Origin of the sequence: Corynebacterium epidermidicanis, assembly GCF_001021025.1 — a bacterium.
Classification (GTDB): domain Bacteria; phylum Actinomycetota; class Actinomycetes; order Mycobacteriales; family Mycobacteriaceae; genus Corynebacterium; species Corynebacterium epidermidicanis.
Window position 1 is genome coordinate 2,085,919 of sequence record NZ_CP011541.1, and the last position, 19,712, is coordinate 2,105,630.

The following is a 19,712-nucleotide window of genomic DNA, read 5'->3' on the forward strand; positions in this document are numbered from 1 at the left end:
CCACAAACACTAAGGAAGGGGCTCCTCTCATGAGAGGAGCCCCTTCCTTGATTAACGTGTTGCGTTTTAGCGACGCTCAGCGAGCATCCGCTGGATCTCTTTCAGGTCATTAGCCTTCTTGCGAGACCGCACCACGGAAAGCGCAACCAATCCGACGACTGCTGCTGCCACGCCACCGAGAATGGCTTGCACCTTTGGCTCTTGTAGCTTCACGGTCGCTTCGCGCTTTGCATCGCCGACGAGTGCCTGTGGACGGCTACGCTCGGCCAGCTGATCGAGGGTGCTAGCTAGCTGACGGCGAGTGCGCTCGATTTCGCGCTGAATGTCATCAATGTTGCGTGCCATTGTCGTTCTCCACTTCGTTGCCTAAATCGTTTAACCACATCAACGGTAGTCGAGTCTTGCGTTCTCTGCACGTAGGCTTGGCGGCCGACCGTGCGTCGCAAAGCTGGCCCAGCCGGTATTGTGAGTGCTATGTCTGAACAAATTCGCCTTGAAGTTGGCGACTCCGCCCCTGCTTTCGCGCTGACCGATGATGCGGGCAACACAGTTCGGCTCGCGGACTTTGCAGGTGAGCGCGTCGTCGTGTTCTTCTACCCACGCGCTAACACCCCTGGGTGCACGAAAGAGGCCTGTGACTTCCGTGATTCGTTAGCGCCGCTTAACGACATCGGAATCAAAGTGGTGGGCATCTCCCCGGATCAGCCGGAGAAACTCGCCAAGTTCCGTGCCGACCACGACCTCAATTTCCCGCTGATTTCGGACCCCTCAAAAGAAACACTCAAGGCCTACGGCGCATTTGGCGAGAAGAAGAATTACGGCAAAATCGTCGAAGGTGTCATCCGATCCACCTTCCTCGTGGAGGCCGACGGCACCATCGGGCTGGCGCTTTACAACGTCCGGGCCACCGGCCACGTCGCCCGCGTCCTGCGTGAGTTGGGCGTAGCCAGCTAGCTCATGTCCGAAATCCTCGTCCCCCGGCGCCGGCCCGCGCAGCAGCGCAGTCGCGAGCGATACAACCGCATCCTCGCCACTGCGCGCACTGTGCTTGTCGACGTCGGTTTCGAATCATTCACCTTTGACGAGGTCGCGAAGCGCGCTGAGGTGCCGATCGGCACGTTGTATCAATTCTTCGCCAACAAGTATGTGCTCATCTGCGAGCTGGACCGGGAAGACACGGTCGCCATTGTGGCGGAGCTGCACAACTTCTCCAAACGGGTCCCCGCCCTGCAATGGCCGGACTTCCTCGAGGAATTTATCGATCACCTCGCCTCACTGTGGCGAGAAGACCCGTCGCGACGCGCTGTGTGGCACGCAGTGCAGTCCACCCCAGCTACCCGCGCCACGGCGGCCGCCACGGAAAAGGAAATGTTGGAAATCATCGCGGAGGTCATGACTCCGCTTGCTCCGGGCGCCCCGCTAGAGATGCGCCTCGGGTTGGCCGGGATCCTCGTTCACACGGTCACTTCCCTGCTCAACTACGGAGTGCGGGACGGCGAGATCGACGAGTTTGCGTTCACCGCGACCGTCGCGGAAATTAAACGCATGCTCGTGGCTTACCTCTTTGCCGTGGCTACGGTGTAGGCGACACCAGACAAATCGCGGTGGCGTAGTCACCGTCGTGGGAGATTGAGATTTCCGGATGCAAATTATCGGGGAGATCACCGTGCAGTTGTAGTTTTACCCGCCCCCACGCATCGGGTACTACCTCGATATCCGCCCACACAACGGCGTCGGCTGCTATGAGCGGCGCTTGGCCATAACGAGATTGAGACCACGCCTTAATGAAGGCTTCTTTCGCCGCCCAAAGCCCAGCGAGGTGTTCTGCACGGCGCGGCTTTGCCGAGGCACGGCGTAGTTCTGCAGGGTGAAACACTTCAAGGAATCGACTGCCTGGGATCTCAAGCTGGTCCGAGAACGCGGACACGTGGACTACGTCGATACCTACAAACATGTCTTACCTGTCGCTCAAGGGGATTCTCTCGCTGCAATTCTAGCCCCGCATTAGAGCGAACAGAGGCAACGGGCTTTAGTGCTTGGGAAGGGCGTGGAATTCATGCTCGGAGCGGTCAAAGTCCTCGGCGTCGAAGTCGATTGAATCATCTTGATGGAGGTCCTGAGCGACTTCGTCAAGGACATCGTTATACAGCTGCTCGTCGTCAAGGTTCGAGGCAGAGACAGCCTTGCCGATCTCCCTATTCTTGGCCGCATCAAATTTCCGGTCCGGACGCAGTTTCAGGCGCAGTAAGGACTTGATCCGCTCGCGACGCTCGGCTTCGTCGTGGATGTCTTTGAGCGAGGTAAACCACGAATACACCAGAATTACGACCATGAACATGCCGATGTAGCCAATAACCGGGTAAACATACGCCATCAGCGCGCGAAAGCCCACGAAAGACACCGCGAATCCGGCGAGGCAACCCGCCACGAAAATGGGAAAGTAGCGATCTTCATGGCCTGCGGAGAGTCGCTTGCCCAAGGCGTAAAACATGCCGATGGCGGTGTTGAAGATCATCAAGAAGATGATCAACGCCATGATGGTGCCGAGTACCGGGTGAATTGACGTCAAAATCACCAGCATCGGAATATCGGTGCCTTGGATAACGTCGGCATGCATCAGCAGCGCGAAGAAAGCCAGTCCCATCATGATGGTGTAAATCAACCCGCCCCACAGTCCCCCGCGGCCGGCTTCCCGGGGATCTAAGTGGTCTCCGCCGATCACCAGACTCATCGACACTGCCAGGATCAGGGCCAATCCATCGTAGTTCAGTGCGGACACCAACCAATGCGACACCGGCGTCTCGGTTTGCCCAGCGAGCTCCATCATCGCCACTGGGTCGTCCGGCATGTGAAACATCGTGTAAATCCCAATGAACAACACCGCGATGATCGTGGTCGGAGTTACCGCGCCGATCACTTTAGACACCTTATTGACATCAAGCATCCCGCAGGCCAACACCAAAACCAGCATCAACAGCGAACCAGCCCACGTTGGCCAGCCGAATTGTTGCTCCATGTTTGAGCCAGCGCCCGCCAGCATCACAAACCCGATGGCGAAAAGAGTGATAATCACGGCGACGTCGAGAAGCTTGGACACCACCGGGTGAGTTACCTGTCGAAACACCGTGTTGTGTTCGCTGGCGTGAAAGTAGCTGCCCAGCTGAAGAAATACCGTCCCAGCGAGCGTCATGATGGCCCCCGCAACCATCACACCCCAAATGCCGGACACACCGAAAGACGTAAAGTACTGCACCACCTCCTGGCCTGTCGCAAAGCCTGCCCCGACGAGCAAACCGACGAACGACATCGCGATGCCGAAAGATCGAGAGGTGGTCACAATATTGCCTTTCCGACGACCGTCCCTGGACCAGGCACGGCTCCCTTTGCTAACTATGAATTTCAAGGGTAATCATGTGAAAAGACTTTCTCACGGTGCGAAGACACCAGTGAGCAGCAAAAACGTTATCAAACAGTGACCTGATTTGTGGGTTTCCCGCGGTACCCTGCCTGGGGCGGCCAGTAGAACATGACGTGCGTCACGGTATCTGGGCAGGTTTTTGTGGCGAATTTGTTACCTGGAAAGCGTTGATTCGCTCCCCGGTCCCAGCAACGTCGAATGCCTTCGAGATTGCTCACAATTCGCAAAAGTGGGCAACCTCGAAGGCATGTGCGCGTTCGCTGTGGTTACCGACGAAGCTAGATGCGCTCGCCGGTTGCCGTAGAGAACATGTGGATCTTCTCGCGCAGCGGGCAGATCACGAAGGTATCCCCCACCGATAGGCCCCGGGAGTGCGGGGCATGGACCGCGATTCGGGACATATCGCCGCTACGCGCAACGACGTCTTCCGAGACCGGGGCGCAATAGCCGTAGGATTCGTGGCCGAGTTCTTCGACGTGTTCCACCCGCACTTTGAGGCCCTCGGGCGCGTTGATTTCCCAGTCCTCAGGGCGGACACCAACGATGATCTCAGAATCCGAACGGACATCCTGGGTTGGGGTGAGCGCAATCATGGTGTCGCCAAGAGATACACCTGACCCGCTGAGTGGCAGGGTGAACAGGTTCATCGCCGGGGAGCCGATAAACCCGGCTACAAAGGCGTTAGCGGGGTGATCGTAGATGTCCCGGGGCGTGGCGCATTGCTGCAGGACGCCGGCGTTTAGCACGGCTACGCGGTCCCCCATCGTCATGGCCTCCACCTGGTCGTGGGTGACATAGACCGTGGTGGTGCCCAGGCGGCGCTGGAGTGAAGAAATTTGGGATCGGGTGGAGACACGAAGTTTTGCGTCCAAGTTAGATAGCGGTTCGTCCATGAGGAAGACTTTGGGGTCGCGGACGATGGCGCGCCCCATGGCTACGCGCTGGCGCTGGCCACCCGAAAGGTTGGCAGGCTTGCGGTCGAGGAACTCCTCTAGCTGCAGGATACGGGCAGCTTCCTGGACCTTTTCCCCGATGGTCGCTTTGGCGACACCCGCGTTGCGCAGCGCGAATCCCATGTTCTCTGCGACAGTCATGTTGGGGTAGAGCGCGTAGTTCTGGAACACCATGGCAACGTCACGGTCGCGGGGCGCGATACCGGTAGCGTCATCGCCACCGATGAGGATGCGTCCGGCATCGGTCGGTTCCAAGCCGGCCAGCATGCGGAGGCTGGTCGACTTTCCGCAGCCGGACGGGCCAACCAAGCAGATGAACTCGCCGTCTTGAATATCCAAGTTCAACGAATCAACTGCAGGGCGAGCGCCTTTGGAATAGATCCGACTGACGTTATCGAAGGTAACGGTTGCCATGGTGTGTGTTCCTTGTGTGAGAGGGGAATGCTACTTCTTCAGCCGTGGCCTGACCTGAGCATCGAAGATGGACTGGACTTCCTTTTGCAGCTTGTCCATCTCTGGCTGTACCTCAGCGTTGCCGTTGAGGATGGTCTCGAAGGCGCCGCCGATCTTGGTGTCGGCACCTGGGATGAACACGCGGGCGTAGTCCTGCGGGCGTGTCTGTGGCAGCTGCTTGACGGCGGTAGCGAAATTCGGGTTTTCCTCCATGAACTTCTTTTGCTCCGCATCTTCCTGCGCAGTGGTACGCACTGGCATGTAGCCCACGTTGCGGGACCAGTAGGCAGTGTTGGTGGCATTGGTGATGAAGTCAATGAACTTGGCTGCTGCGATCTGGCGATCTTCCGAGATGCCGGATGGAATCGCAAGTCCTGCGCCACCGGTTGGGCAGCCGCCATCGCCCTTTGGGTTTGGTAGCGGTGCGGTCCCGAATTCGAACTTCGCGTCCTTCTTAACACCGGTAAGGTCGCCGGTAGACATGATCGCGGAAGCTACGAGCCCAGCGGTAAAGTCTGCGGAGATCTTCTGGGACACACCAGCGTATGCCTTGTCGCCCTTCACGGTTGCTTTCAGCCACTCAACGGCCTTGACGGTCTCCGGCGTGTTGAACTTCAGGTCCCACTTGTCGGAGTATGCGCCACCCATCGTCCACATCGGTCCTTCAAAAGTCCAGGCCAGGTAATCCACTGCGTTACCCCAACCGTGCGCCTTCTGCTTGCCGTCGAGGACCGCCTGGATCTTGGTGCCCCACTCGTCCATTTCGGCCCAGGTCTCTGGGCCACGGTCTGGCAGGCCAGCCTTAGCCCATACGTCTTTGTTGTAGTAGAACAGCGGGGTGGAACGAGCGAATGGGAAGGCGTAGTTGGCGCCGTCCAGCTCGTAGTCCTTGTACAGGGCTGGGACGTAGGTGCTTGGGTCGATGCCGGCCTTCTTGGCTACCTCGTTGACCTTGGCAATTTGCCCGTTGATGGCAAAGTTGAACCACCAGACGTCGGAAAGCACGACGATGTCTGGGAGATCCTTACCCGTGAGTGCAGCATTGAATTTCTGGGCGGTCTCTTCATAGTTCTTGCCAGCATCGATCAGGTTGATCTTGATGTCCGGGTTCTTCTCGTTGAAACGCTTGATCAGTTCCGTTTCTACGTCCTTGGACTTGCCAGGGTGGTTGGACCACCAGGTCAACTCGGTGACTTTGCCGCCTTCGGACTTGGACTTTGCTTCAGAGCCGGAACCAGCGGTGGAACCTGTGCCAGCGCAGGCCGCCAGGGAGGCACCAGCGACTCCGAGGCCGGCTAGCGCGAGGAAATTGCGACGCTTCATTGTTGCTCCTTGAATGGTTTTCAGTTGTCCCCGGCTAGCCCTTGACGGCACCGGTGGTCAGACCCTTGATCATGTATTTCTGCAGACCAAGGAAGATTATGAGGATCGGGATCATCGTGAGAATGGTCGCCGCCATGACGGGACCCCAGTTGGTCATGCCGTCGTTGTTTTGCAGCATCGTCAGGCCCACTGGCAGCGGTGCTACTGCCTCCGTATCGGAGATAATGAACGGCCACAGGTAGGTGTTCCATTCGTTGACCAGCGTGATGACGGAGAAGGCAACCAATGTGGGCATGGAGATCGGCAGCAGTACCTTGTACAACAGCTTCAGTGGTCCGGCGCCATCCATCTGCGCTGCCTCGATCAGTTCATAAGGCAGCGACATAAAGTGGTTGCGCATGAGGAACGTGCCGAACGCGACTCCTGCCAGCGGGATGATTATTCCCTGGAAGGTATTGCGCCACCCCAGGGCATTGACCAGCGCGAAGTTGGAGATGACGGTGATCTCGCTCGGAACCATCAGCGCGGAAATAACCACGATAAACACCAGCTGCCGACCGGGGAATCGCAGGATCGCCAGGGCGTAGGCCGACAATGTCCCCAACACAATCTTGATGACACACAACGCCAGCGTGATGATCACCGAGTTGCGCAGGTAGGTCCAATACGGCACCTCCGTGGTGGCAATTCGATAGTTGTCCTTGTTCCACGTCGGCGGAATCCAGCTAACCGGACTGGTGTAGATGTCAGGTCGCTCCTTGAACGACGTCATCACAATCCAAAACAAGGGCAGGCCTACGAACAACAGGGCCACGACCATCGCCGCATAGCCCACTACCCGCTTAGCGACGCGTGTCGCCTGCGAACCACCGTGAATGTCCATCATCGTGCGTTCCCCTTATCCATGTAGCGGACTTGAATCAGCGTGATCAGCAGCAGAATCAAGAAGAGGATGGTGGCCACTGTCGCACCATAGCCCGCCCGGAAGTTTCGGAAAGTCTCTTCGTAGACCTGGAATACCAAGGTCATCGTGCCGTCCCCCTGGGGGCCGCCACGGGTCATGACGTTGATGATGTCGAAGACCTGCACCGAGTTCAGTGTGACTGTAATCGAGAGGAAGAAAGTGGTCGGTCGCAGTTGCGGGAGCGTGACTTTGGTCAGGCGGGTCCACCAGCTGGCGCCATCGATAGCGCTGGCTTCTTCCAGGTCTTTCGATAGCCCCTGCATCGCAGCAAGGTAGATGACGAAGGTGTAGCCTAGGTTCTTCCACACGAAAGTGAACGTGACCATGAACATCGCCCACTTAGGCTGGCCGTAGAAATCAGGGCTGTCGAATCCGACGCGCTGCAGGAGGTCCTGGATCAGCCCGTAGTTCGGATCAAAGATGAACTGAAAGGCGACGCCGATGGCAGCACCAGAGATCGCGAACGGCGCAAACACTGCGGACCGGGTGAAGTTTCGTCCTTTGAGCTGCTGGTCGAGCAACATGGCAAGCGCGAGCCCCAGCAGCATCGAACCGGCAACCGCGAACAGCGTGAAGATCAGGGTGTTGGAAACAATCGTCTTGGTATCTTCGCGACTGAACCATTCTTGATAGTTTGCAAAACCAACAAAAGTTGAGGTCGTGCTGGAAATATTCCAGTCAAAAAACGACAAGCGAATATTGTCGATCAGCGGCCGGTACGTAAACACCGACAGCAAAATCAAGTTCGGCGCAAGCAGAGCCGCTGCCAACCACCACTCACGACGTTTGGCTCGCTGCGCCTTTCGACGCAGATTTACAACTGATTCAGTCACAAAGGGTCATGTTTCCCCGCGATTGTGTCCGAATTCCAACATTTGGGTTAACAGAACTCTGGGTTTAGGTGAACATTGCAAAACTTGATTCCCCGTTTATGTAGCCCCACCCTTGACGCTTGCACGAGAAGCCAACATCGGTCTAAAAAGTGGACCCAGTTCGGACAATGCACCAAGCGCAGCCCAGACTTAATGCAAGCACTATGACTGTCCTCATCCTGTTGCATTGTGGCAGGCTTTTCGACGCCACCTCGCCTATCCCAGTGAAGCTCTATATTCAGGGCGAGTCATATCTGTGAGCTACGGCCAGGTAGATCCACAGAAACAACGCCAATACCAACACGATGGAAAACAAATGGAAATTACCGTCCTTTCGCCCCTGCTTGTCGGCAATCCATAGAGCACCAATGCTCAGCAAAACACGTCGAAAAGTATCCACAGCCAGGCGGGACGTTGCCCACTCCTGAAAGCATCAGCACGGAACACAACTAGCCACAACCGCCGAATGCCTTCGAAATTGCTCAAAATTTGCAAAACTGAGCAACTTCGAAGGCGTCTAGCCGACGCTTCGGCTATTTTGATTAAGCCTGCGAATCCTAAGCCCGCAACACTCCGTCAATCAGTCGCGCATTCTCCGACAGCAGCACTGCTGCCTCACGTTCCTTAGCCTCGGAACCCGTACCACCAAGGTTGCGGTCAACCGGCTTTTCGTACAGGGCACCCCCGCCGTGCATCGCGGTGAGAATACGACGCAGACCAGCCACTTCACGCGCTTCGGCAGCGGCACGCCACTCGTCGGCACGCGCGCCCAGAGCTGCCTCGAACGCAGCTGGGTGCACGATCGCGATCAGCGCTGAGACGTGGCCGAAGCCCAGCGAGGTCACCAAGCCGGCCTTAGGAGCACGAGATCCGAGATCCAGTGGCGAGCGTAACCAGACGAGGTGCTCATTGTCAGCAAGTACTGGGTCAACGCAGTCCAGCGAGCGGTTCGGCGGCACCACGCCGGAGCGCAGGACCTGGGTCAGGCCGATCATCTGGAACGCGGCAGCGCCGCCCTTAGCGTGTCCGGTGAGAGTTTTCTGGGAGATGACATACATCGGGTTGCCCGGGGCGCGTCCGATCGCGCGAGCGATGCGAGTGTGCAGGTCAGACTCGTTCGGATCGTTCGCGGTGGTCGAGGTGTCGTGCTTGGAGACAATCGCGATGTCATCCGGAGTAACACCGAGCGAAGCCAAAGCAGAGACGAACCGGGAGGATGATCCACCACGAGCGGCGCCCAAAGCACCGAGCCCAGGAGCCGGGATGGAGGTGTGTGCGCCGTCCGCAAAGGACTCCGCAAATCCGAGCACACCCAGGACCGGCAGGCCGAGTTCCGCAGCCAGGGAACCACGCGCCAGCAGGATCGTGCCGCCACCAGCAGATTCTACGAAGCCACCACGGCGACGATCGTTGGCGCGAGAGAAGAACTTATCCTCAATCCCCTTGGCCCGCATCTCGCCCGAATCAGCGGTCGCTGCCATATCACCGAAGCCGGTGATGCCCTCCATAGACAGATCGTCCAGGCCACCGGCGACCACGAAGTCCGCCTTGCCGAGGCGGATCTTGTCCATGCCTTCTTCCACGGACACCGCGGCCGTGGCACAGGCCGCCACCGGGTGAATCATCTGGCCATAGCCACCGACATAGGACTGCATGACATGACCGGCCATCACGTTCGGCAGGGCTTCCTGCAGGATGTCGTTCTGGCGTGGCTCAGCAAGCAAGCCGTCGATGAACAGCGAGCGCAGGGACGCCATGCCACCCATGCCGGTGCCCTGGGTGGAAGACACGCGCGCCGGGTGCAGGGAACGCATGATCTCCGCCGGAGTGAAACCGCTGGACAGGAACGCATCGATCGTGCAAACCAAGTTCCAGACAGCCACGCGGTCAAGGTTGTCAATCATATCGGCAGGAATACCGTACACACTCGGGTCAAATCCCTCCGGAATCTGACCTCCGACGAAGCGCGACATCGCCATGCGACGCGGCACGCGCACCGCCGACCCGGCGCGGCGGGTAACCACCCATTCTCCGGTTTCTTCATCGAGGTGAGCGGTTGTGTTGTCCGGTTCAGACTCGACGAAGGTGCGAGCGGCAGCCTCATCTGAAACCCCGAAGGATAGATCGCGGTCGAGGTAGACGGTGGTCAGTTCCGGCATCAAGTTGTTGACCATGCCGAAATCATCGTGGAACTGTCGCACGCCCACCCGGGCGAGGACTTCGTCGTGGAAACGATCGAAGATCTCTTCTTCCGCGATGTCCTCACCTTCGGCGGTCACCCAGCCGTTATCCCAGGTAATCAACCCCATCGTCCAGGCCAGTTCGGTGACGCCAGCCGCCGAGAGGGTGCCGGTCAGTTCGGCGTCGAAACGCGTGCGTGCCGAGCCATATGGGCCCAGTTCGCCAGCGCCTACGATGACGACCATGTCCTCCAGAGGCTGCGTGACCTCGAACTTCGGGGTCGTATGGGTGAGGCGTCGATAAGGCGTGGGCAGCGCCTGCAGCGTGCGGGGCTGCTCGTCATTGCTTGTCGACGTCTCCTGCTGGGCCGTGGCGTTGCGAGCCAGCTCAGCGAGGTTGATTTCGGCTTCGCCTAGTCCGCCGGTGAAGTCCACAGTGATTGGCGTTTGTGCGGCGACGGAGCGAACGTCAGGAGTGATTTGGGAAAGCAGCTCGTCGGCGATTTCTTCGGTGGCGTAGGTGCGCACCCCGGCGGCTTCGACCGCCGCGACGAGTGGGTCGTTGCCACCCATCAGTCCGGTGCCGCGCACCCAGCCGATCAAAGTGTGGACGAGGGAGGTGCGCTCACCCCACACCGGCTCGGCATGCCAGCGGGTAACCAGGGCGTCGAGGGCGGCTTTGGACTCGCCATATGCGCCGTCGCCACCAAAGCGGCCCCGGTTAGGCGAACCCGGAAGCACAACATGCAAACGCTTGCCGATCTCGGTATTCGTTCCGATCTCCGACAGCCCTGCGATGAGGCGCTCCACCGACCACAACAGCAAACGCATTTGGTTTTCTGCCTGTGGGCCGGCGTCGGCGAGTGAACCCGAAACACGAGGAGCGGCGAATGGGAACAGCAACGTCGGCACCAGGGCTGGCTTGAGGACCTTCTTGGCGCCATTGACAGTGGCGGTTTGCTCGGTGCCTACCCACTCGATGAGAGCATCAAGATCGGCGTAGGAACTGAGGTTTGCTGGCGCGATCCAGAGGGCAGCGTAGCCGCGGGCGGCCCTGCGGTACAGATCCTTGTAGAACTCCAGTCGGCTGTGGTTCAAGCTTGAGGTAGTCACGATGACCGTGGCACCCTCCGCGAGGAGCCCTTCCGTAACTGCCGCTGCGATCGAGTTAGGAGATGCACCCGTGACGACAGCGATGTCGTTCGCATAACGCAGTTCCTCAGTGCTGCGTGCCTGCGTTGCCAGTTCGGTCAAACCAAAGTATTCAGCGTGTTGAGCAGCGTTTTCTCCCGCGCCAGTGATGTCCAACTCGGTGAGTTCACCCAGGGAGTAGCGGGTGATGTCCTCACGGGCGGAGGCCCAGCGGTCGTCGAGAAGCACGGCCTTGTTCGCGTCGAATGCGGGAGCAACTTGACGCGGCCAGTCGGAACCGAGCTCGCGGGATACCAACTCGAAGAGCGCGGCGTCGTCATCGGCATCAGACAGCCCCCGCCCCTGCTGTTCTGTGAGACCAAGGGTGGACAAGATGGTGCGCGCCGTAGTTGCCAGCACGCCTTCGCGTCCAGTGACGGCTTCGGCGAACTCGCCCAGCGCGGCCGAATCGACGACCCCGCCGCCGGCTCCGCCAGCAGAAGGCAGCGCAACGGTCACTCCGCGACGTGCGGCGACAGATTGAACAGCAGCATCGATAAGCGCATCGAGTTCTGCGACGTTGCTCGGCGCAGCTGGTGTCAAGCTGGCGAGTTCCCCACCGCGCAGCGAAGCCCCTTCGCGGGCACCGATGACAACTTCGGCGGTGACGTGATCGGCCCAACCTTGACCAAGCTGCCAGGTTCCGGTGACGCGTTCGGAAATGTAGTTTGGTCGTTTGCCTGTCGGCCCGGTGATGCGGCGCAGGGCATCGGCGGCAGCGTCGGAAAGCACGGGGCCGAAAGCGGAATAGTTCTTGGCCAGTCGGGTGACGGTGTTCTTCAGGTCGGCCAACTCGGCATCGGCGGCACCATCGATGGCACCCAAGCCGAACTCCACGCCCAGATCAAGCAACAGTTGGTTTCGACGCGAAGAGACACCTTCCACCAGCGTCTCAATGGAATCGGTGGTGGCCATTTGATCTGGCCGGACCTTCGTCCAGATGGCAATGAGCATGTCGGTTGCGTCAGCAGGAGTAAAAGCGATGTCCTCCGGGCGCGGCCCCGAAGCAGCTGCCGCTGGCGCGGGCGCTGCGACGGTTTCGGTTGGGGCAGTTGCCACATTGTGCGTGGTAACTTCCGCTGCTTCCGACGGCTCCTCCGCTGGCACATCGCGAGTCAAAGCGTCGGTGGCGAACACAATAGCGGCATCGCGTTCGACGTTGAGCACTTCGATGTCTACCCCGGCATACTGTGGCAGGCGCAGCGTCTGGCCCAGCATGTTGGCAATGGTTGGCGCAGATCCCACGCCGACCTCAACGAATCGGTCTACGTCCAGGGAAGTCAGCGCCAAGTCTTGAGTTTCGATCCAACGCACTGGGGAGGCGAACTGCCAGGCCAGCAGTTCAATCAGCAGGGTTCGTGCTAGCTGTTGCGGTTCAGCTAAGGCGGCCTCGAAGTCTGCCAAGATGTCGTCGAGAATTGGGCTTGACACTACCTCCGTCATGGATTCCACGAATGCGCGGTCCAGGGCGAAAGGACGAGCGACCAGGTTCGGAATGTAGCGGCCGACAAGTACGTCCAGGTCGATTTCATACGGCAACAAAGAGTCCAGGTGCTTACGGAACGCTCCAACTCCATCGCGCAAATGCGAGGAGTGGAACGGCACGTCAATGCCTGGGATCTGGATGAAAGCACGCTGGCCAGGAGCACGACGCTCCGCATCGGCAGCCAAGGCAGCAAGCCCAGCCCGGGTGCCGGCCACCGCGTACTGCACGCCAGCGATATTGTAATTCACGATCTCCAGGAATTCACCGGTACGTTCGGCGATGGTGGCAACGTAGTCAAAGACCTCGGCAGCCGAAAGACCCATCTTGTTTGGCCTAAGTGCTGCTAGCCCGTAGTTGGACACGCCTCTTTCATCACGTTCAACCAGGCGGTGCATCGTCAATCCACGCTGGTAGACAATCTCTACGACGGCTTCCAGTGACAGCGTGTCTGCGTAGGCGGCCAGTGCGTTGTATTCACCAACGGAGTGGCCTGCGAAGAAAGCGCGTTGATTGAGAGCGGAGGCTTCGCGCATTTCTGCCACCTGCGCGCAGCCGAGGGTCGCCATTGCTACCTGCGTGAACTGGGTGAGGTACAGCACGCCGTCTGGATGCTGGAATTTTTCGCCATGCACGGTGACTTCAAGCGGGTTACTACGGACGATCTCCAGGATGGAGTACCCCAACTTGGCCCGGGTGTGGGCGTCCGCACGATCCCAGATTGCGCGGGCTGCCGCGGAGGATTGGTAGGAAGCCATTCCCATACCTGGCGATTGGATGCCCTGGCCAGGGAAGGCATAGAACGTACGTGGCGCAGCCATAACAGCGGTGGCAGTAAGTACCAGTTCGCCATCGACCTTCGCGGTGATTTCTCGGACTTCGCCACAGCCTGGGCGGTTGTCCACCCCGGCGCGTTCCACGGTGAATTCCACTTCTTTGCCAGGCAGCACTGGTGCCAGCATCGTGGCGGTGTATTCAACAACCTTCACCGCGCGGCTGCCCTCATAGGAAGAGGACGCGAGTAGTTCAGCGATGGCTGAAGTCCACATGCCGTGGACGATCACGCCATCTGACAGGCCAGCGAGTGCCGCTGCCGTGTTGGAGACGTGGATCGGGTTACGGTCGCCGGAGACTAGGGCGAACGGCAGCATTGAGTGTGGCGCGGTGACCTTGGCGTAGGCACGGAACGAACGAGGCGTGTCCACCACAGATGGGAAGACCGAGGTGTTGGTGCGTGCGGTGGCCTTGCCGTTTCGGCCGCGGATCGCAAAACGCTCAGAAAGCTGAGCTACCTGACGCTCGCCATCGGGGTAGGTCGCGAACACGCGAGCGCGGACAATCACGACACGTCCCATGTCGGTGTCGCTGACTTCATCGGCGGTGGCTTCAACGCGAATGTCGACGCTGTCCGTCGGCAGCTCATCGGGCTGCGCTTCCACCAACTTGATGTGGTGTTCCAAGTGAACGAGGCTCAGCATTCCTTCAACCACGGAGGCGGCATCCGAGCCTGGGATGGTCGCGGACTTCACGGCAGCGAAAATCGCCGGCCAGGCCAATCCAACGAGGACATCCGGCGCGGTGCCAGCCGGGGTGAGGGTGGCTGGCAGGTAGGTTGCGGTGACATTGTTGTAGTCCGCAATGTGATCGTAAGACAAGGTGGTGCGCCAGTGCGCCACGCCGTCGCTCAGCTCGGCCAGCTCTCCCCCGGCGGCGATGCGGGTGAGTTCCGACATCGCCACCTCGGCATCTTCTTGGGTGACCTCTGGAACGCCCGGTCCTGCTGGCAACGTGAAGCGGATGTTCAGCTGGGCTGCGGTGCCAGCGACCGTCGAACCCACCAGCGGGACGCTCAGTTGGGCGTGCGTAGCATCAAGGTCTGCCAACTGCGCACCGGTTGGGGCGTGCGTAGCTTGGCGACGGTCCTCGCTTAGTTCCCACGCATCCATATCACCCAAGCGGGCGATCATGGACGTGGTGTTGCGCCCAGCCCAGAAGGTGCCCTGGGCTGCAAGCACTCGCTCGGTCGCCGTGGCTTCCGAGGCCGGGCTTGCCGGTAGTTCATCGATGACGGCCTGGTTGAAGCGCGCCAGCAGGTCTGCCACTGGCTCATCCTTGATAGTGATTCCGCCGACGGCAGCAGGACCTGGGATGATGCACACTTGATCGGCGTCGTAGCGGGCGTCGTGGGCCTGCCACAACGTGTCCGAACGCCACCAGCGGCGCACATCCTGGTCGATGACGGGGACGAAGTTGACGGGCTTTCCTGGGGTGCGGCACAGCTTCAAGAACCAGGCCACGTCCGCTGGGTGCAGCAGGTCGTTGGTTGGGTACAGCTCGCTTAGCTGAGCGACGGCCGCTGCCGGATCCTCACCAAGCGCCACCTTCGGGGTGAAGGTGCCACGGTCCTGCGAGATCAAGCGCGCCTCGGCCCGCTCGAGCATGGAGGCGAAGCGGTTCTTCCAGGACACGTCGGTCCAGGAGCCTTGGTGCGGGCCCGATAGTTCAAGGTAGCGGTTGAGCCATTGTTCGTAGGTCATGTCTGCGAGGTCACCGAAGTAAACTTTGCAGGTCTGCGCCATGGCCGCGATGATTTCCTCACGGCGAGCCTCCACCTTGGCGGCGTCGCCGGCAACCTCGTCGAGCACACGCCCGCACCGCGCGAAAGAGTTGTCAATCTCATGGATGTCCGCGCCGAGCTGCGAACGTCCGGATGCCATGCCGAAGGCGCCTTGGCCGGCGCCCACCCACTCGTCTTGGCCAGCGGTCTCCACGAGAAGTTGCTTTACGGCGTCGGAAGTCTTAGCTTCCTTGGTCGCCATGGCGGCGGTGCCCACCAGGATGCCGTCGACCGGCATCTTTGGCAGCCCATAGCGTTGCGACCACGTGCCCAACACGTACTCGGCGGCCCGCTGCGGAGTGCCGATGCCACCGCCGACGCACAGCACGGTGTTGGGGGTTTCTCGGATCGCGTCATAGGTTGCGATCAGGAGGTCATCGAGGTCCTCCCAGGAGTGGTGACCACCAGCCTTACCGCCTTCGACATGCAAAATGATCGGCACGTCTGGGACATCCTTGGCCACCGCCAACACATTACGCACTTGCTTGACGGCACCAGGCTTGAAAGCGATCCACGGGAACCCGTTGCCACGCAGTTCGCGGACCAATTCCACTGCCGCGTCGTGCTCTGGCATACCCGCCGTGATCACGATGCCATCGATTGGGGCGCCAGCTAGACGCGCCTTCGGGACGAGTCGCTTGCCACCAATCTGCATCTGCCACAGGTATGGGTCCAGGAACATCGAGTTGAACTGGGCATTCACCCCTGGATTGAGCAGCTTAGCGAGCTTGGCGATGTTGCCGTCCAGAATCTCCGGAGTGACCTGCCCGCCACCTGCGAGTTCCGCCCAGTGACCGGCGTTTGCCGCTGCAGCGACAATCTCCGGGTCCACGGTCGTAGGAGTCATCCCGGCCAGCATCATTGGGGAACGCCCGGTCAGCTCGGTGAACTTCGTAACAAGCTTGCCACCCTCAACTCGCGGTGCGAATTCTTCGTAGTTCAGCGCGGGCTTCGGTGCCGAACCAGCGTCGAAAAGCGCTGCCTGACCGTCGTGATCGGCGACTGCCAACACGCCTACGCCCCGGCCAATGCTCGCCCCTCGCGTGAGCTTTACGACGCCCGTCCCTGGCCCCACGTCCAACAACCACCGCGCGCCTGCCTCCAACGCGCCGTGAACCTCAGCCGGCCAATCGACTGCATCGACCATGACGGCCCGCGCCAAATCTCCCACGAGCTGCGCATCGAGCCCGCAGCGAGCAGCAAGATCCTCCACGCGTTCCACCCCAGGATGAAGCGCAGAGTGATGGAACCCAACCGTGGCATTGATCGGCTGGAAAACCGGGCTAAAAGGCTTACCGCCGGTACGCTTCTCCTCGCGAAGGCGCGCCTGCTTTTCGGCGACCTTTGCCAGCGCTTCCTGCAGCTGCAGCAGCTCAGCGGGCTTGCCCACGACGACGAAACTGTCCCGGCTGTTACGCAAACCAATTTCCATGCCGGTGCCCTTGATCGCCTGGGCTAGTTGCTCACGATCGATGCCAGACACCGACAGCATGGGTGCGTTCTCCCCTTGCTTAATCAACCCGGCCATGCGAGCTTGCTTCGCGACTGCAGCCCCGATCAGCTGCGCAATCGCCAAAATCTCGGCTGCCGCGGAGAGATCTTTAGTAGCAGCCACCGCCAGAGCCCCCTGGGAGTGCCCCACAGCTGAAACAGCATCTTCAATCTGCAGCCCCTGCGCTTCCAGGTTCATCAGCGTAGCCAGCTGGGCAGTGAGGATCCCCGGAACGGAAATCGCCGCTTGCGAGGCATCAAGCAGTGGAGGCTGTTCCGCGTTTGCCCAAGCGACCGGATCGAAGCCATACGGTTGCGCCGCTGCGATGTCGTCGCTGACCGGACCCAGCATTTCAGTGGCGGCACTAAGCAGCTCGACGATGTGGCGTTGCGCTCCACTTGCCAGCGCGGTACGCAAAGTAGCCAACCAGTCATAACCTTGACCTGCAAAAACTAGTGCAAAAGGCTGCTGCCCCTCCTTATTGCCCAGGGTGTCGACGAGTCGTGGCTCAATCTGAAAACGCTGCTCAGTCACGCGATCTAGCTCTTTTCTCTAGTGGGCACCTGCTGCCGTTTTCACGACAACGGACGCACGTGTGCAATATCAACGTGCCAAATATGCCACAATCATGAGGAAACAGTCATGTTTTGGTTTCGCGAGTCTAAGTAATTAGTTTCGTAGGCAAACAAAAGTGCAGGACGGTAGGTTTTAGCAGGCGGCACCCCACCCCCAATATGGGGCTAAACCCCTTAGCCCAGCAAATCCTTCAGGAGCTGTTCCGCAGCTCGCAAACCCTCGTCTCCAGCTACGACATCTTTCTCGAAGACCTGACAGGCACTCTCCGGCACCACTTCCGCCTTCTCGACGATCCCCTGCTCGTCGAGGTATTCCTCAATGTGTCGCGAAATGCTCATAGGCGCGAGTGTAGTTGGGCAGCCCAAGACTCGCGGAATGCCTTCGATCTTGCTTACTTTTGGCGGCAAGTTCAAAGGCAGACGGCGAGCGCAACTCGGCCAACCAAAGCACAAACCCGCAGCTAGAGCTTTCAACTCTAACTGCGGGTGAAGTTAATGTGTGGGCCCGGGGAGACTTGAACTCCCACGTCCTAAGACACTGGAACCTAAATCCAGCGCGTCTGCCAATTCCGCCACGAGCCCGGGTGAAACTTTTTTAGAGTTTACAATCCATTACCCCGATTTGGCGAATCGCCACCCTAGCAGGCCAAACGCTCAACACTACCGAGTACAATGGCCTAGCGTGACCGATCCAATCCACACTCCGCCCCGCGCTAGGAAGAAGGTGCGCTTTTCGCACGTCGTCTTTATCCTGCTTGCCGTGGCAGCCACCCTTGGGCTGGCTTATTGGCAGTGGACTCGGTTCAGATCAGGCAGTGGCACCTTTCAGAACCTCGGATACGCGATCCAGTGGCCGGCGTTTGGCGCGTTCATCGTCTATGCGTATCGGCGCTATATCCAGCTGGAAAACGAGTATTACGATACCGGCGTCGCCCCCGTCGAGCTCGAGAAGCAGCGCGCCCAAGAACGAGGCGTGATGACAGAGATCTCCGAGGAGTTCCTTCCCACCCGGATGAACACTGATGTGGAAGAATTCAACCGTCGCAACCAACCCAAACGCAGGAGAAGTGAGTAATGACATCCCCTCAGATCCATCCAGAACGTCAAGCTCGGGTTCGCAACGCACTCAAGCTCTTTTCCTTTGCAGCTTGGGTCACCGGCGTTTGGCTCCTCGTGCTGACCACCCGAATGGTTTTGGATTACGGCTTTGGGGTCGAAATTCCATCGTGGGCAATGATCATCGGTCAAATCCACGGGTTCTTCTACATGCTTTACCTGGTGACCACCGTTAACCTGGGCATCAATGCTCGTTGGCAGCCAGCGAAGTGGATCACCACCGCGCTGGCTGGCACGATCCCATTTTTGTCTTTCGTCGTGGAGGCTAAACGACGCAAAGAAGTTACTGCCCAGTTCCAGCTCTAGAAAGACTGTCCGGGTAGCCGGTGGTCGTAGGCGTATTGGTAGTATTCCCGGAACTTGAGTTTGCTGGCAGCGGCTTCGTCGATAAGCACGGTGGCGTGGCTATGCAGCTGCAGCACCGAGGCTGGGCAGAACGCCGATACTGGACCTTCAACCAGCGCGGCAACGGCGTCGGCCTTACCGGCACCGGTTGCTAGCAACAGCAGGTGGCCGGCCTCGAGAATCGTGCCCAGCCCTTGCGTCAGCACATGGTGGGGAACCTGGGATTCATCGCCGTCGAAGAATCGCGCGTTGTCTTTGACGGTTTGCGGGTGCAATGTCTTCAAGCGGGTGCGCGAGCTGAGCGAAGATCCGGGCTCGTTGAATCCAATGTGGCCGTTGGTGCCCACGCCGAGCAACTGCAGGTCGACGCCCCCTGCTTCCTCGATCGAACGGTCATAGGTCTTGGCGGCCTCGTACGGATCCTGCGCCATCCCGTCGGGGCTGTGCACTGCCGCATCTGAGATGTCGATTGCGCGGGTGAATTCTCGGCGGATCGTCTCGTAGTAGCTCTGCTCGTGGTCGGTGGGCAGCCCTACATACTCGTCGAGCAGGAAGGCTTCGCAGTTTGCGAAGGACAGCCCTTGTTCCTGATGGCGGCGCACGAGCTCTTGGTACGTCTTCAGTGGGGTGGAACCGGTGGCTAACCCTAGGGTTTTGCCGGCTTCAGCATAGGTTTGGATGATGTCGGCTGCGATGAGTTCCGGCCGCTCAGTGATGACGACTTCCATGA

14 protein-coding genes and 1 tRNA gene are annotated in these 19,712 nt (G+C 59.5%); 4 read left to right on the forward strand and 11 right to left on the reverse strand.

Translation table 11 applies throughout. The annotated features are described in order from the left end of the window. Window positions 1-66 precede the first annotated feature (66 nt). A complete protein-coding gene (locus CEPID_RS09605) occupies window positions 67-345 on the reverse strand; it encodes a DUF3618 domain-containing protein (protein ID WP_047240789.1) in 279 nt (92 codons plus the stop codon). 129 nt (window positions 346-474) lie between these two features. Here CEPID_RS09605 and bcp point away from each other — a divergent pair, with 129 nt between their 5' ends. Both bcp and CEPID_RS09615 read left to right on the forward strand, forming a co-directional pair. Next, on the forward strand, window positions 475-954 hold the full coding sequence (bcp, locus tag CEPID_RS09610) for a thioredoxin-dependent thiol peroxidase (protein ID WP_047241481.1): 480 nt from the start codon (window positions 475-477) through the stop codon (window positions 952-954). 3 nt (window positions 955-957) lie between these two features. Next, on the forward strand, window positions 958-1,584 hold the full coding sequence (locus CEPID_RS09615) for a TetR/AcrR family transcriptional regulator (RefSeq protein WP_047240790.1): 627 nt from the start codon (window positions 958-960) through the stop codon (window positions 1,582-1,584). Here the strand turns inward: CEPID_RS09615 and acpS are convergent. From acpS to CEPID_RS09660, 9 genes are all read right to left on the reverse strand, one after another. After that, window positions 1,574-1,954, reverse strand: a complete 381-nt coding sequence (acpS, locus tag CEPID_RS09620) for a holo-ACP synthase AcpS (RefSeq protein ID WP_047240791.1) — start codon at window positions 1,952-1,954, stop codon at window positions 1,574-1,576. The two genes, CEPID_RS09615 and acpS, sit on opposite strands and share 11 nt — an antisense overlap. A gap of 75 nt (window positions 1,955-2,029) precedes the next feature. Beyond that, on the reverse strand, window positions 2,030-3,337 hold the full coding sequence (locus CEPID_RS09625) for a YkvI family membrane protein (RefSeq protein WP_407921597.1): 1,308 nt from the start codon (window positions 3,335-3,337) through the stop codon (window positions 2,030-2,032). 359 nt (window positions 3,338-3,696) lie between these two features. After that, a complete protein-coding gene (locus CEPID_RS09630) occupies window positions 3,697-4,785 on the reverse strand; it encodes an ABC transporter ATP-binding protein (RefSeq protein ID WP_047240792.1) in 1,089 nt (362 codons plus the stop codon). 30 nt (window positions 4,786-4,815) lie between these two features. Beyond that, a complete protein-coding gene (locus CEPID_RS09635; protein ID WP_047240793.1) occupies window positions 4,816-6,147 on the reverse strand; it encodes an ABC transporter substrate-binding protein in 1,332 nt (443 codons plus the stop codon). 34 nt (window positions 6,148-6,181) lie between these two features. After that, window positions 6,182-7,033: a carbohydrate ABC transporter permease gene (locus CEPID_RS09640; RefSeq protein ID WP_083984436.1), complete on the reverse strand. Its 852-nt coding sequence runs from the start codon at window positions 7,031-7,033 to the stop codon at window positions 6,182-6,184. Continuing rightward, entirely contained in the window at window positions 7,030-7,944 is a 915-nt protein-coding gene (locus tag CEPID_RS09645; protein WP_047240794.1) for a carbohydrate ABC transporter permease, read from the reverse strand. The genes CEPID_RS09640 and CEPID_RS09645 overlap by 4 nt, the downstream gene beginning before the upstream one ends. A 596-nt stretch (window positions 7,945-8,540) precedes the next feature. Next, complete coding sequence (locus CEPID_RS09650; protein ID WP_047241484.1) at window positions 8,541-17,459, reverse strand: type I polyketide synthase; 8,919 nt, start codon at window positions 17,457-17,459, stop codon at window positions 8,541-8,543. Window positions 17,460-17,695: 236 nt separating this feature from the next. After that, window positions 17,696-17,860, reverse strand: coding sequence for a hypothetical protein (locus tag CEPID_RS13340; protein WP_158408041.1), 165 nt, complete (start codon window positions 17,858-17,860; stop codon window positions 17,696-17,698). Between the two features lie 161 nt (window positions 17,861-18,021). Further along, window positions 18,022-18,103, reverse strand: a tRNA-Leu gene (locus tag CEPID_RS09660). Window positions 18,104-18,203: 100 nt separating this feature from the next. Here CEPID_RS09660 and CEPID_RS09665 point away from each other — a divergent pair. Beyond that, a complete protein-coding gene (locus CEPID_RS09665; RefSeq protein ID WP_047241486.1) occupies window positions 18,204-18,596 on the forward strand; it encodes a hypothetical protein in 393 nt (130 codons plus the stop codon). Continuing rightward, on the forward strand, window positions 18,596-18,943 hold the full coding sequence (locus tag CEPID_RS09670; protein ID WP_047240795.1) for a DUF3817 domain-containing protein: 348 nt from the start codon (window positions 18,596-18,598) through the stop codon (window positions 18,941-18,943). The genes CEPID_RS09665 and CEPID_RS09670 overlap by 1 nt, the downstream gene beginning before the upstream one ends. Here CEPID_RS09670 and nagB read toward each other — a convergent pair. Next, entirely contained in the window at window positions 18,940-19,710 is a 771-nt protein-coding gene (nagB, locus tag CEPID_RS09675) for a glucosamine-6-phosphate deaminase (protein ID WP_047240796.1), read from the reverse strand. The genes CEPID_RS09670 and nagB overlap by 4 nt on opposite strands. Window positions 19,711-19,712: the final 2 nt, after the last annotated feature.